Here is a 15,221-nt window from a genome sequence, read left to right as displayed (position 1 = left end):
CTCGTTTTGTGTGACGTATCGTTATAAACGATTATTATTTACACGCTCGTTAAAAACGAGCCTGAGCGTAAGTGGGCTTAAGCCTTAAAGTTGACAACTCTTTCTCAGACGAGGTTCTTTAGGCCATCAAAAATACTTTCAAAAAACGTAGAAAGGTTTAATCCGTTGCTGTGGTTAAAATATACAAATACCAAAAACACAATCACCACAAATATGATGAGTTTACGGAAAGCAAAAGCAATGATAATGAGTGCAATCGGAATGATAAAAAGCCATAAGCTATTGATGGCGTAAGGAGTTAAATCTGTATCTTTCTTATATACATAAACCAGTTTGCTGTGTGTTCCTGTATCGTTCTGGTGTTTAATGTAAACAAAAGTAGATTTATCGATAGGTAACGGAAGCACAGCGATACCATCGTTAAACTTCAATATCTGCGTAAATCCACTCACACTAAAGGTGTAAGTGCCATTTATATTTTCGTTTGGATTGTTCAGTGAATCTGCTGCTATAATGGCCAGTTTATTGTTTTTAAGCAAATTCTCTTTTATCAGAAAATTATTAATGGCTGCGGTTTGTGCTGATCCCAGGAAACCTATTAAACACAGTGTACATAAAAGTAAGATTCGTTTCATTCGATAGAACGTTTATTGTAAATTAAATAACCGATATGCAATAATACACCATTTCTTTTAACAGCGTCATTATATAAATTATAACTTAAACTAACAGGGCCGAGCGGTGAATGGTAAACCAAGCCTGCAGTGCCTGCATAACGTATTTTTGTGATGGCCCTGGCATAATCTACATCCTGGAAATTATTCAGTTCAAATTCCTTGTGAGGCAAAAATAAATAACCTTCCAATCTAAAATCAAGATTTTTTTTAACATTATAAATGTTTTTTATACCACCGGCAGCATAAGTAGTGGCCCTAAATTTATCAAGGAAGAGGGATCTGCTATCTTGTAACGGATAAAACGCCGGAGCGGTAAGAAGTGTTGCGTAATAATTGCTGAACAAAGGCTGATTGGAAATTACCCCTTCTACAATATAACCCAAAGTGTATTTTTTAAGGTGCAGAAAATAATTTTCCTGTGTGAGTTTAATACTTCCCCATTGGCGCAAATGACTGCTGCCCGGTATTTTTACAAAACCTGGTGTAGAACGGAAAATATTGCCCGGGTTATAGTTTTCGCGACCTGTGGTATAATTTAAGCTTAACGAAAAGCTTTGGCCCCTTGTGGCATATTGTTTCCTGTTAAGGGAATTTTTTTCGAGATTAAAGGAACCTCTAAAGCCATTAAAAACTGTTTCATCCAATACATCGCCAACACCGAATGTACTGTTTGGACTATAATTATCGCTATTGTTAATAAATGTAGAATGGAGTACAATTTTGGTATTATAATTTAAAGGCATCCCTACCATGAGATCAATTTTTCGATCGGATTGCTCGATGTAGATGGGGTGGGGGTTCTCGATAAAAATCTGACTGGTGTTGTAAAAATTCCAGTGGTTATAGGTTAATTCGGCTGCTAAAAACAAGGGCAATTTCGTTGGATAATCTATGCGTCCGTTCAATTGTACTGATTCGTAGAAACGGCCCGAATAAAAACTGGTTCCGAAGGTGTATGATTTTCTATCGAGGTAATTGTACTGTGCTCCCAGAAATACATTGCTGATCGGCCGGGTTGAAATATTTCCGCCAAGATCCAATTTAAAGCTTTTTTTAGGCTGTGCCACCACCTCAAAGGTATAACTATCGGTTGCGGCCTGGTAGGATATTTTGGGGTAAACAGTTTCAAAGGTTTGATCGGCAACCAGTTTATAATAACCCCGCCTGATATCCTTTAGGTCGAATGTGCTTTTATCGCTTTTAAAAAGCCGCTCCACATACTTTTTTTGCTGTGCATTAACACCCGATACGGTAACATTACTGAATTTAAGTTCTGGTTTTCTGGCATTAAACATTTCCCTTCTTTTGGCCAGTTCTTCATCGCTAACCCTTTTGCTGATTAAAGCCTTAATTCTGGGCATATCGGCCATTGTAGCATCGTAACCTTTTTTAATTAATTCTTCTACAGGAGCAAAATTGGTAACGCTGTAAGCTGCAAGATTTGGCTGAATATAAACGCCGTTTTTCCCGATCATGGTAGAATCTGATTTGGAAAGAAACATGTACACCAAAAAGCGGTTCATTAAACGATCATCGATGTTTTTTGGGTATTCGTTGTATGTTTTGGAAGAAACATTGGCACCGATCACATAATCGGGTTTAAAATCTCTTTCCATTACATCAGCAGGAAAATTATTGTATAAACCGCCGTCAAACACGTATTTGCCATCCAGTTTAATCGGGCGGTAAATAATCGGAACCGTCATGGTTGCCCTTACAGCTTCGGCTAAACTGCCTTTGCTTACCGTAATACTTTTTTGCGAAAGTACATCAGCCACCATGCAGCGGTAAGGCACAAAAAGGTTATCGAAATTATCTTTAGACACCGCAGATGCCTGCGAGAAAAGCTCCAAAAAGGCGAAATTTAAAGGGATATCGTTAATGAGGTTGGAGCGGAAACTAAAATGAAAACCGGTATCTATAGCCACTTTTGCCGTCAACATTGAAGCATTTGGAGCATTTTTTTGGAAATAATAGGTGTAATCGCTCGTATAACGGCCATTTATCCAATTCTGAAAATCGCTGCTTAAGGCTATTTTTTCTATCTGTGCCGGACTGTAACCTGCAGCATACATGGCACCAACAATACCACCCATTGATGTTCCGGTGATATAATCTATCGGGATATGATTTTCTTCAAGGGCTTTTAAGGTACCGATGTGCGATAAACCTTTGGCACCACCTCCACTAAATACAAGGCCTACTTTTTGCGCTTGTAATTGGTTACAGCACAAAACGAAAAGTATCAGCAAAAATCTTTTAAAAGTTACCACTCCCTAAAAATAGGTGTTTTCTTTCTAAAATCAGTTCAAAATGAAAATGTTATAATTTAAAATAGTGGCAAAACTTACCCAAAGTAAATATGGAATAAAAATCAGCCCTGCCCATTTATCTATTTTATAGAAAACCAAGCCGTTAATCACAATCATAATCAACAATAGGATAATTTCGGCTAAGGCAAATCCTACCTCATGCAGGTAGAAGAAAATAAATGACCAGGCTAAATTTAAAATTAACTGGATAAAATAGATCGCAACGGTACGGGGAAAATGAACAATTTTATCGCGTTTTATCCAAACCAGGTAAGCAGCTATACCGATAATAATATATAATGTTGTCCAAACTGGTCCAAAAAGCTTGTCTGGCGGATTAAAAGAAGGTTTATTTAACGTCGGGTACCATGTTTTAACAGATTGAAAAGTTGCCCATCCGCCTAAAGCGCCAATGCTCAAAGTAATGGCGATATTAACAATAAAAGCCAGTGGTTTAAATTTCATGCCGTAAATTTGAGTTTAAACAATGGTAAAACCTAAAAGTTTTATTATCTGCCAATCCCAGGTACTACAGGCAGGCTTTCATTATCTTCATTTCCAACGCTTTGTACGGCAAATAAATAATTGTCTTTACTGTAAGGTAATTTCATTTCTGTTGCGGTGGTAAAAAATTTCTTTTCCCATACTGCACTGCTGGTTTCGCGCATTAAAACATAATAACCTTTAACATTGCCATTAACAGGTGCTTTCCAATATAAAAAGGTAGAATTACTCAGGTTTTTAACATCCACTTTTACTTCGGTGGGTGCGGTGGGTGCTTTTGCCAGATTGGCCAGTACTGCGATATTTACCCCTGTGTTTTTACGGAGGTATTCGAAATCCATAAATTCCTGTAAATCGCCGTATTTTACACCTTTTTCTGTTCGCAGATCCTGGTGCTGGTGATCAAAATTTTCGTTCATTTCAGTAATGCGTACAGCTGTAAATCCATTTTCTACAAAAGGTGTATGATCGCCTCCACGTAAAAACCTATCGTTTCTATAAATTAATTTAACTTCTAACTGATCTACGTAGCGTTCGCCAATTTCTTTAACATATCGGGCTAACTGACGGCTTTTCCCATCATTTTCTAAACCGAACTGACGGATGCTTTTCGCGTTTTTATCCAATTCGTAGCTGGGTAAACCTTCGCTAAATACGCGCAGTTTAGTATTGTCGATAATTTGGGTTTCGCTGCTGTTGTTGCTGCCAATCATATCATTGTTCAGCATGGCATCAATATTCCAGTTTTCTTTTTTTGCTTTTGCAGCCATAAATCCTGAACCCAATAGCGATTGTTCTTCTCCGCTTACGGCAACAAAAATTATGGTTGCAGCAAATTTGTACTGGCTCATAATCCGTGCGGCCTCAATTACACCTGCTACACCACTGCCATCATCGTTGGCACCGGGTGCATTGCTGGTTCTGTTCATTACATCGGTAACACGGCTATCAAGGTGCCCGCTTACTACATACACACGTTTGTCATTTTGATCGGTACCTTTTAATACGGCAACTGCATTGCCGAGCAACGTTGGCTGATCTACTCTTTTGCCATCTGGTTTAAAGGTTGTGGTATCTAAATATGCGGTAAGCCGTCCATCGCTTTGTTTGGCAAACTGGTTAAACTTAGTTACAACCCAGTTTCTCGCTGCACCAATTCCATTCGATTTACTTTTAATGTCGCTCAGCGTATTTCTTGTTCCAAAAGCAACCATTTTGCTGATATATGATTTTAAGGAATCCTGATTTACAGATTTTACCATTTTATCAATATCTGTATTGCGGTTTACCACGGTTTGTGCTGATGCAGATAAACTTGTAAAGGCAATTAATAGTAAGGTATAGCGTTTTTTCATCAAAATAATATTCAGAAGGCTAATATATTGAATGATACAGTAAAAAAAATCGCAATAAATGAGGTTTTCTGTAACATTTTGGGCATAAAAAAGCCCTTTGAGACTAATCAAAGGGCTAATAGACGACATTATAATACTATTTTGAAATAGCCGAAGCTACAATTTCTGATTTGTTCCAGTTGCCAAAAGCTTTTTTAGCAGATGATTTTGCTGTGCTTAATTCTACATCACCAGCAATTGTTAGAAAAGTTTTTTCTGGAGTAATTTGTTTATAAAAATCCTGAACATCAGCAAGTGTTAATGCGTTGATAGATTTTTCGTTTACAGTTTGATCGTAATCATAATCCTGCAATTTTAAGCTGGCAATTAATTTTGCTTTTGCAGTATTGAAAGTACTTCTATCTATAGTCGCGTTTTCAATTAAATTTGCCATTGCGGTTAAATCTTTTTCAAGATCTGCATTTGAGGTAGCCAATTTACCGCTATTATCTTTAAAACTGATGTTTGAGTTTTTAGTTACGTTTTCGTTTAATACCGCATTTAACAATTCAACAACTCCGTCTTTTTTATCAGTGAAAGCTTTATTATCAAGTGTGAAGCTCGAATACGCTTTTGGTGAACGGTCATTTTCTGAAATAATGATGTTCATGCCATTTTTAAGTTTATAGCCAACAGGTTCTTTAAAAGATTGTGCTTTAGCAGTATAAATAGACAGGATGCTTAGTGATGCAATGGCGATAGTTTTAATTTTGTTCATTTTATTCTTTCGATTTTTGTGTATAATGGTTTTTTTGTGTGTTAATTGAAATCAAGCTTAAATTCATTTTTTGGGCTATATCTGAGGGTTTGACAAGCAAATTTCCTAGATGAACGGGCGTATATACGTGCTGAAAATGCGAATGGTTTTCTGCAAATATAGATTTTATTCATTTTGTTCATTAGTTTTTAGGCAAAATATTCCTGCTGGTTTTATTTTGTCATTTTTGTGATATTAATCTGATAATTGTACTGTGTATCACAAACTTGTGTTCTGAAATTTTATATCGAGGAAGCAATGATTTGAATGCTTGATTTCTAATATTAATTGAGCAGATTACTATAATTTGATAGGAAAAATGAAGCATTGCTATAATAAGAGATAAAGCTGGCAGGAGTTTTTAATTCTTCCTCAACTTTAACTTAGAAGAATCAGGATTAATAAGTGCAGCTTATGAACAGAAAATAGGGAAGTTGATCTAGCAGCTTAAATTAAATTGATGGTTGGGGTAAAGAAAATATAACGATCCAGTACCAGCTGTTAATCATTTGGAACATGCTAAAGCGTTAACACAAATATTGCAGGTCTTTTACCCTTTTGATATTTAATTGATTGTTAAGAGGCGTATAAGTGATCGGATGCTGATTTTAAGCTAATTTCTTCGATAAAATCTTTTATTTCTTTGATTGTTTCCTCAGGTTCACTGATGTGAGGAAAATGACCGGTAGCTTTCATTACAACCAAAAAATTGTCTGGCGTATTTTTATGGATAAACTCTCCTGCAGAAAGGGGAGCAATTATATCGTTTGAACTTTGTAGCGTAAGGCTTGGTATTTCAAGGTTTTTTAGCTTATCTCTATAATCGGCTTTAAAAGTGGCCATTGCAAAAGCAAGTGCAACGCTTGGGTCAGTTGCTTCGAAACATTCCTGTAAAAAGTCTGATAGCTCCGGTTTCGATGGATTATCCATCACCACTGGTGCAAGTTGTTTACTCCAGCCAACATAATCTTCGGCAATGTGTTCAAATATGGTTTCAATGTCACTGGTATTAAAACCACCAATATAATCTCCATCGTTCAGGTATCTTGGTGAAGGACCGATGAAAATTAGTTTTTTAAAGGCTTCAGGAATCTGTAAAGCGGCAATCATACCAATCATACTGCTTACTGAGTGCCCAACAAAAATAATATCCGTTAGGTTTAGTGCTTCAATAATGTCGATTACGTCGCATGCGTAACCTTCTAAAGTTGCATACTTTTGCTTGTCGTATTGGCTCATGTCTGAATCTCCAGAACCCACATAATCAAATAAAATTACTTTATAATCTGCAAGAAAAGCATCCGTAATAAATTTCCATGAACTTTGGGCACAGCCGAAGCCGTGTGCAAACAACATTACCTGGGTGCCTTCACCCAAAATTTTTACATTATTTCTTTCAAGTATGTGATTCAATTTGCTCAGCTTTAAATTAATATCAAGATAAGGAATGTTATCAACTATTTTAAAAAAAAGAAATAATGAACAAGAAGCACTGGATTTTTAATGAACAATAGATATTTTGCTCATAATCATTATCTTTCCCTTCATCCGCTAACCAATAAAAACCTTATTTTCCCTATGAAAATTGCTGTTTTCTCCTTTTTAATATTTTTTTCCTGCGTAATAAATGCACAAGGTCAGGTTAATTTAAAATCTTTTAAACAAAATGGAACCCTGGTTTCCTCAAATAAAAAGGAACTCATGCTTACCTGGCCAGTAGGTAACGGTAACTTTGGAAAGATGGTTTTAGATCTCGACCCTTCAAAACCATTATTTAAACGTTTGCTGCTGGGTAAAAAGAATGCTTTTAAAGAAATTGCCGCTAATCTCGATCCTGCCTTTATTTTACGTGTAGGTAAACGTACATTAAGCTCTTCGAGCGGTGGATGGGATGTGTTTTTCGATCGCGTGCCAACCAGGCCGTATACCACAAATGCTGTTAAGTTTAATAAAGGACTTACCAGTGTGGCTACCCATGGTGCGCAAACTGTTGTAAAAATAGCCGGTATTTATAGTGAACCATTTAAGGGCAATTTGGAAATTACTTTTTACAATGGAAGTCCTTTATTTAATGTTGCTGCGGTGGTATCTACCGAAAAAGATTCAACAGCTATTTTATATGATGCAGGTTTAACCAGTAAAAAGGAAGTATGGGCAAATGTAGCCTGGAGTGATGTGAAGGGGAACATTCAACATGAAAAAGGAATTAAAACCGATCAAAGTAAAAACCTGGAGGTAAAATACCGTACGGTAATTGGCGAAAATAATGGCGGTAGTTTGGCATTGTTTCCTGCGCCACATCAATATTTTTATCCCTTAGATGAGGCTTTTAACCTAAAATTTACCTGGAAAGGGAGTAATTATTTAAATTTAATAGCTGATTATGGAATAGGCATCCGTCAAGATCCGTTGGGCGATAAACGTTATGTGCCATGGTTTAATGCACCGCCAAATACGAAACAGCGACTTAATTTTTTCTGTTTATTAAGCACAGGCAAGGCAGCTGAAACTTTAGCTGAGGTTAAAAAATTTACCCATAATGATACTTACGCACCTTTAGCAGGCTATAAAACAATGGCGAGCCACTTTCATAATGAATTTATTTCGGATGTGGTGCTAAGTGGGAAACCCATTCCTGAAAAACCCGAATTTGTTGAGGTACTTAAGAAAACGGGTTTAAATATTGTAAAGCTGGCTGAATTTCATGGCCCTGGTCATCCAAAAGGACCAGATTCTATAAGGTTAAAAGAATTGGATGCGTTGTTTAAGGAAACGAAAAGGTTATCTGATCCTAATTTTTTATTGCTGCCTGGCGAAGAAGCAAATAATTTTTATGGCGGCCATTGGCTGGCATTTTTTCCTAAACCGATTTACTGGATTATGTCGAGGAAAACTGATCAGCCTTTCGAAAGTAATGATCCAAAATATGGTAAAGTTTATCGCATTAATGATAAAGCAGAAATGCTTAAATTATTGGAGCAGGAACATGGTTTAGCCTGGACTGCCCATGCGCGAACCAAAGCATCTACCGGTTATCCGGACAAATACAAGGAAGAAGATTTTTTTAAATCGGAAACTTTTCTGGGTGCTGCATGGAAGGCTATTCCCGGCGATTTGTCGTTACCCACTTTAAGTAAAAGGGTATTGAACCTGATGGATGATATGGCCAATTGGGGTTTAAAAAAACATGTAATCTCTGAGGCGGATATCTTTACCATTACCGGGCAAAATGAAATGTATGCGCACTTAAATGTAAATTATTTACAGTTGGATAAAGTGCCTAATTATACCGACGGATGGCAGCCAGTTTTAGATGTAATGCAAAAGGGAAAGTTTTTTGTATCAACTGGTGAAGTATTGATTCCAAGCTTTAATATTAACGGAAAAGGTGCTGGAGAAACTTTGAAGATTGATAATAGCAGTAAAGCAACAATAAACATGCAACTCAACTGGACATTTCCTTTAAGTTTTGTAGAAATAGTTTCGGGTGATGGGGTAAAGGTATACCGCGATCGCATTAATTTGAACAATACCAAGGCTTTTGGTAAAAAGGACTTTAGTTGGTCGGTAAATTTGAAAGGCCGTAAATGGGCTAGGGTAGAGGCCTGGGATATTGCAACCAATGGTGCGTTTACACAAATGGTTTGGTTGGAATAATGGTTTTTATTTGATAACATAGTTTAATGATCTCTTTACTTCCCAATGCTCTGGTAGAGAGGATGATTTTTCTATTGAATATTCAAATTGTAGTAAACTTGAAATCGTAATTAGCTTTAAGATTCCCTCCTGTGGGGGAATGATGAATGAAGTGAGCAGATTTTTTAATAATCTCCTTTTATTTTAAATGAATTTTTGAACAAAATTCGTATTAATAATTTCCAAATGCTGCTTTATTTGAGAGGATTATGAACAAATAAAATTAAATTTTTAAATGTTCTGTGCACTTAGGGTTTAAATGGGAATTGTTTTTATATATTCGTTAATAAATGTCTGATAGACGTTTATTTAACCAAATTTTAAAAGAAAGCAATCTGGATTATCTCATTCCAAAACAGATTGAATAAAAACAAACCATATGAGCATTCAAAAGTTTATTAAACCATTTATTTTTCTTGGTTTAATGGCCAATTTAGTACAGGCACAGCAAAAAACAGGTTATAAATTTGATTTCGGACCTGGAAAGGTTGCCAAGGGATATACGCAAGTTTTACCTACCGATGCTTACACCAAAGAAAAAGGCTATGGTTTTGATTTTGACTCGAAAGTGGAGGGGATTGACCGCGGGGGAAAGAATTCTTTAACATCGGATTTGGTAAAAAGTAATCAGCCATTTTATTTCTCGGTAGCAGTTCCCGAAGGCAATTATAAAATCACGGTAACTTTTGGCGATCCAAAAACAGGTGCATTAAGCACGGTAAAGGCCGAATCAAGAAGATTGATGCTTGAGAATGTAACAACCGCTGCTGGCCAATCGGTAACAAAAACTTTTATTGTAAACGTTAAAGATAAACACATTAACGACGGGCAAGTGGTTTCGCTAAAACCTCGTGAACTCAGTAAACTCGACTGGGATGATAAACTTACACTGGAATTTGATCATCAAACTGCATTACAAGCACTCGATATTACAAAAGTTGAAGATGAGGTTACTGTTTTTCTGGCCGGAAATTCAACTGTGGTAAACCAGGATGATGAACCCTGGGCATCGTGGGGACAAATGATTCCACGTTTTTTTAAACCTGGAGTTGCCATCGCCAATCATGCCGAATCGGGCTTAACACTTGGTTCGTTTTTGGGGAGTAAACGCTTAGCAAAGATTTTAAGTGTAATGAAGCCTGGAGATTACCTGTTTATAGAATTCGGGCATAACGATCAAAAGGATAAAGGTCCAAATGATGGTGCTTACAAATCGTATACAGAAAGGTTAAAAACCTATATTTCAGAAGTGAAGAAAAAGGGTGGAATCCCGGTTGTGGTTACTTCAACAAGCAGAAGATCGTTCGGTGCTGACGGGAAAATTGTAAATTCTTTAGGGGATTTTCCTGAGGCAGCGCGCAAGGTAGCCGCTGAAGAGAAAGTTGCGATTATTGACTTGAACGCCATGACATCGACACTTTTTAATGCTTTAGGCGAAGAACCATCAAAAAAAGCATTTGTTCACTATCCAGCCAACAGTTATCCCGGTCAGGATAAGGCATTGGCCGATAATACGCACTTTAATCCTTACGGTGCCTATGAAATCGCTCAATGCATCATTTTAGGCATTAAGGAGCAAAAATTGGGCATTGCAAAATATTTGGTAGATGATTTGCCAAAATTTGATCCTGCAAAACCTGATAACCCTTCCAACTGGCATTGGCCGGAGAGCCCTAAAAGTAGTGTAGTAAAACCTGATGGGAATTAGCATAAGCATAATGCTAAACTTACCTGGTAATATTAGGTTTTATGGAGGATTTCCAATTTCAAATTTAGTATACAAAACTTCGGCTTTGCAGTTAAATAATGATTGAATGGTGGTTTAGTTGCAACTAAAGTTAATAACTTAACTTTAACCAATAAAATCTGATTAAATACTTAAGGTAAAAGTTAATAATGGAAGAAACCAAAATTATTATATATCAAACAGAAGACGGAACAACAAAAATAGGAACCCGATTAGAAGATGAAACGGTTTGGTTAACTATTGAGCAGATGTCTACATTATTTCAAAAGTCGCGCTCTACCATAAATGAGCATATATTAAATATCTATAATGAGAATGAGCTAAAAATCGACGAATCTATGAGAAAAATCGGAATTTCCGATTTTTCTACCAAACCAACAAATTACTATAATCTTGATGTGATTATTTCTGTAGGTTATCGGGTAAAAAGTTTGCAGGGAACAAAATTTCGTCAATGGGCAACTGTCCGATTACGGGAGTACATTGTAAAAGGTTTTACAATGAATGATGATTTATTGAAGCAGGAAAGTGGTGGAAATTATTTTGATGAATTATTAACCCGTATTCGCGACATCCGTTCTTCGGAGAAAATATTTTGGAGAAAAGTACTCGATATTTATGCTACAAGTATTGATTATGATCCTAAACTGGAAATATCAGTCCAGTTTTTCCAAACTGTTCAAAATAAAATGCATTGGGCCGCACATGGACATACAGCAGCTGAGATTATCTATCAACGCATTGATTACATGAAACCAAATCTTGGGTTGACAAACATTAAAGGAGTTAACCCAACAAAACAAGAAACAGAAATTGCCAAGAACTATTTAAATACAGATGAACTAAATGTACTTAATAGAATGGTTACGGCCTATTTAGAGCTTGCAGAATTACAGGCATTGAATCGAAGACCTATGTATATGAATGACTGGATGAGCGCTTAGATGACTTTATTAGAATGACAGGAAACGATGTTTTAAAAAATAAAGGGACTGTAAGTCACCAGCAAGCTCTAAAAAAAGCAAATGATGAATATGAGAAATACAAAGAAAAAACAAAAAACGAGCTTTCGGTGGTAGAAAAGGATTTTCTAAAGCAGATAGAAGTAACGGCAAAAAAACTTAGTCATAAAAAATCTAACAAGTAGTTTATGGCTAACTATCCTGTTTACCAGAAATAACACATTTAGCATTCAAAAAACATAAATTCTATAGTACCCGTTTTTATTGCCAATTTAAATAAGATGAAAAAAATAATTACTGCTGTCGTATTTATCGCTTTTTACTCAACGGCCTTTGCACAAAACAACCTGCAGCCCTTCAGTTTAACAGAAATAAGGCTGCTCGATGGACCATTTAAGCTTGCTCAGGAAACGGATAAAAAATACATGCTTGCTTTAAATCCGGATCGGCTTTTAGCTCCTTATTTAAGAGAGGCAGGGCTTCAGCCGAAAGCCACATCTTATGGCAATTGGGAAAATACCGGGTTGGATGGACACATTGGCGGGCACTATTTATCGGCTTTGGCTTTAATGTATGCTTCAACTGGCGATGCCAGGGTGAAGGAACGGTTAGCGTATATGATAGCTGAACTGGAGAAGTGTCAACTAAAAAATGGCGATGGTTATTTAGCGGGCATTCCAGGGGGGAAAGAAATGTGGAAGGAGATCAAAGCTGGAAATATAAAATCATCAAGTTTCTCTTTAAATGGAAAATGGGTTCCTTTGTACAACATCCATAAAATTTACGCTGGCCTTTACGATGCTTATGCGGTTGCGGGCAATGCAAAGGCAAAGCAGATGCTCATTAAATTAACGGATTGGTGTTTAGATCTGGTTTCAAACTTATCTGATCAGCAAGTACAAGAATTGTTAAAAAGCGAGCATGGAGGCTTAAATGAAACTTTTGCACATGTTTATGCGATAACGGGTGATCAAAAATATCTTAAACTAGCAAAACAGTTTTCGGACCAATCTATCCTAAATCCGTTGCTAAAAAATACTGATGCCTTAAATGGCTTGCATGCAAATACACAAATTCCTAAGGTAATTGGTTTTGAGGAAATTGCTTTGCAAAGTAAAAATACCGACTGGGCGGACGCTGCAGCTTTCTTTTGGAAAACCGTAGTAGAGCACCGTACAGTTGCCATTGGTGGAAACAGTGTGAGGGAACATTTTCACCCGGCCAATAACTTTTCTTCGATGATTGAATCGCGTGAGGGCCCGGAGACCTGCAATTCTTACAATATGTTGAAGCTAACCAAACAGTTGTTTTTGGCTGATCCTTCTAACGCCTATCTCGATTATTACGAACGTACACTTTATAATCATATCCTTTCGTCGCAAAGGCCTGAAGGTGGTTTTGTGTATTTTACGCCCATGCGTCCGGGGCATTACCGAACCTATTCAAGTCCGCAGGAAAGTTTTTGGTGTTGTGTTGGCTCGGGATTGGAAAATCATGGCAAATATGGAGAATTGATTTACGCACACAATAAAAACGATTTATATATAAACCTTTTTATTCCTTCAACTTTAAATTGGACAGAAAAAAGCATCAAACTTACACAGCAAACACTTTTTCCAGATGCTGAGAATAGTACGGTTAAACTTCAGTTGAAAAACAAACAGCGTTTTGCGCTGCATATCCGCCAGCCTGGCTGGCTAGCGCAAGGAAAAATGACATTTTCGGTGAACGGGAAAAAAGTAAATGCTAAAAGTGAAGCAAATGGATATGCAAGTATCGACCGTGTTTGGGCTACAGGCGATGTGCTAAATATTTCGCTACCGATGCATACCACTACCGAGTTTATGCCCGATGGCTCTGATTGGGTGGCCTTTCTCCACGGACCGATTGTACTTGCGGCTTCTATAGATACTTTAAATCAGCCCAATTTAACAGCCGACGGCAGTAGAATGGGGCATATTGCTTCTGGTGCTTTATTCCCAATCAGCGATGCGCCACTGGTTACCGGAACTAAAAATGCCTTGGAAAGCGAAATAATCCTAACCGATAAAAAGAGTTTAACTTTCAACGCTCAAAATGCGATTTATCAACCAAAATACAAATCTTTAAAGTTAGTTCCTTTTTACACTTTGTCTGATAAACGCTATGTGGTTTATTTTCCGTATAGTAGTGCTGAGGCATTGTCAGAGCGCGCAAATGCGATTAAAATTGCTGAAGAAAAACAATTAAAGATTGAACAACAAACAGTAGATATGGTTAACCCAGGCGAGCAGCAACCTGAATCTGATCATAATTTTAAGGGCGAACAAACCGATAACGGAACCTACCGGGAGAGGCATTTTAGAAATGGTAAAGCATGGTTTAGTTATGTACTTAAAAATAATGATTTATCTGCAAATAAGCTCAGTATAACTTATTACGGAAAGGAAAAGAATAGGAGTTTTTCTATTTTGATCAACGGTAGCATAATAGGTAATGTAAAGTTAGATGGAAGTAAGGGAGATGAATTTTACACTCAAGAATATCAAATTTCAAAAGAACTTTTAACTACTGATTTGGAAGTGAAATTCGTAGCCGATCGGGGATCGGCAATTGCAAACATATACGAGGTGAGGTTGGTGAGATAAGCTAATTGTGTGGGTGAATAAAGTATTGTTATTGGTGCTAAGGATGCTGAAACGATTTCAGCAAGAAGTGTTTAAGTTATTTGCTTGGTGGTCTGTGAGGACACAGACCACGGGATTGCATTAACGTATATTCGTCCTCCTGAACTTGTTTCAGGATCTATTTGATAAGGTATTGTTATTGGTATTGAAGATGCTGAAACGAGTTCAGCAAGACGTACGACTGAGATTAGTGGTCTGTGAGGACACAGGCCACGGGATTGCATTAACGTATATTCGTCCTCCTGAACTTGTTTCAGGATCTATTTGATAGCGTATTGTTATTGGTACTGAAGATGCTGAAACGATTTCAGCAAGACGTATGATTGAGATGAGTGGTCTGTGAGGACACAGACCACGGAGTTGTATATGTTTATCCGTCCTCCTGAACATGTTTCAGAATCTATTTTATAAAGTATTGTTATTGGTACTGAAGATGCTGAAGCAAGTACAGCAAGACGTACGCCTGAGGTAAGTGGTTTGTGAGTACACAAACCACGGAAATAATA

9 protein-coding genes and 1 pseudogene are annotated in these 15,221 nt (G+C 37.0%); 4 read left to right on the top strand and 6 right to left on the bottom strand.

Going from position 1 to position 15,221, the window contains the following annotated elements; translation table 11 throughout:
* Positions 1–104 precede the first annotated feature (104 nt).
* From ACZZZW_RS20885 to ACZZZW_RS20860, 6 genes are all read right to left on the bottom strand, one after another.
* Entirely contained in the window at positions 105–635 is a 531-nt protein-coding gene (locus tag ACZZZW_RS20885) for a hypothetical protein (protein WP_055906229.1), read from the bottom strand.
* Positions 632–2,929 (bottom strand): patatin-like phospholipase family protein, encoded by a 2,298-nt coding sequence (locus ACZZZW_RS20880; protein WP_235526024.1) that lies wholly within the window; start codon positions 2,927–2,929, stop codon positions 632–634. Before ACZZZW_RS20880 ends, ACZZZW_RS20885 begins: the two co-directional genes overlap by 4 nt.
* A 51-nt stretch (positions 2,930–2,980) precedes the next feature.
* The gene (locus ACZZZW_RS20875) at positions 2,981–3,454 is read right to left on the bottom strand and encodes a TspO/MBR family protein (RefSeq protein ID WP_055906222.1); all 474 of its coding nucleotides are present in this window, start codon (positions 3,452–3,454) and stop codon (positions 2,981–2,983) included.
* Between the two features lie 44 nt (positions 3,455–3,498).
* Positions 3,499–4,848 (bottom strand): M28 family metallopeptidase, encoded by a 1,350-nt coding sequence (locus ACZZZW_RS20870; RefSeq protein WP_463496326.1) that lies wholly within the window; start codon positions 4,846–4,848, stop codon positions 3,499–3,501.
* Between the two features lie 136 nt (positions 4,849–4,984).
* Positions 4,985–5,605, bottom strand: coding sequence for an insulinase family protein (locus ACZZZW_RS20865; protein ID WP_055906219.1), 621 nt, complete (start codon positions 5,603–5,605; stop codon positions 4,985–4,987).
* Positions 5,606–6,220: 615 nt separating this feature from the next.
* Positions 6,221–7,057 carry an alpha/beta fold hydrolase gene (locus ACZZZW_RS20860; protein ID WP_055906217.1) on the bottom strand — a complete coding sequence of 279 codons (837 nt, stop codon included), beginning with the start codon at positions 7,055–7,057 and terminating at the stop codon, positions 6,221–6,223.
* Positions 7,058–7,222: 165 nt separating this feature from the next.
* On the opposite strand from ACZZZW_RS20860, the gene ACZZZW_RS20855 reads away from it, so the two are divergent.
* The 4 genes and pseudogenes from ACZZZW_RS20855 (at position 7,223) to ACZZZW_RS20840 (ending at position 14,676) form a co-directional block, all read left to right on the top strand.
* Entirely contained in the window at positions 7,223–9,301 is a 2,079-nt protein-coding gene (locus ACZZZW_RS20855) for a CehA/McbA family metallohydrolase domain-containing protein (RefSeq protein WP_055906214.1), read from the top strand.
* 418 nt (positions 9,302–9,719) lie between these two features.
* Positions 9,720–11,048, top strand: a complete 1,329-nt coding sequence (locus tag ACZZZW_RS20850) for a rhamnogalacturonan acetylesterase (protein WP_082458679.1) — start codon at positions 9,720–9,722, stop codon at positions 11,046–11,048.
* Positions 11,049–11,236: 188 nt separating this feature from the next.
* Positions 11,237–12,234 (top strand): annotated as a pseudogene (gene rhuM, locus ACZZZW_RS20845) (RhuM family protein).
* Positions 12,235–12,330: 96 nt separating this feature from the next.
* Positions 12,331–14,676: a glycoside hydrolase family 127 protein gene (locus ACZZZW_RS20840; RefSeq protein ID WP_055906211.1), complete on the top strand. Its 2,346-nt coding sequence runs from the start codon at positions 12,331–12,333 to the stop codon at positions 14,674–14,676.
* Positions 14,677–15,221 lie beyond the last annotated feature (545 nt).

The organism is Pedobacter sp. AC379, from assembly GCF_979258145.1.
The sequence above is the reverse complement of the archived record's forward strand: the minus strand, read 5'-3'. Positions and strand labels throughout refer to the sequence as shown.

What these genes read in the sequence shown, in the direction of transcription:
- ACZZZW_RS20850 (WP_082458679.1), top strand. Translation starts at nt 9,720, where the DNA reads ATGAGCATTCAAAAGTTTATTAAACCATTTATTTTTCTTGGTTTAATG.
- ACZZZW_RS20855 (WP_055906214.1), top strand. Translation starts at nt 7,223, where the DNA reads ATGAAAATTGCTGTTTTCTCCTTTTTAATATTTTTTTCCTGCGTAATA.
- ACZZZW_RS20885 (WP_055906229.1), bottom strand. Translation starts at nt 635, where the DNA reads ATGAAACGAATCTTACTTTTATGTACACTGTGTTTAATAGGTTTCCTG.
- ACZZZW_RS20875 (WP_055906222.1), bottom strand. Translation starts at nt 3,454, where the DNA reads ATGAAATTTAAACCACTGGCTTTTATTGTTAATATCGCCATTACTTTG.
- ACZZZW_RS20870 (WP_463496326.1), bottom strand. Translation starts at nt 4,848, where the DNA reads ATGAAAAAACGCTATACCTTACTATTAATTGCCTTTACAAGTTTATCT.
- ACZZZW_RS20865 (WP_055906219.1), bottom strand. Translation starts at nt 5,605, where the DNA reads ATGAACAAAATTAAAACTATCGCCATTGCATCACTAAGCATCCTGTCT.
- ACZZZW_RS20840 (WP_055906211.1), top strand. Translation starts at nt 12,331, where the DNA reads ATGAAAAAAATAATTACTGCTGTCGTATTTATCGCTTTTTACTCAACG.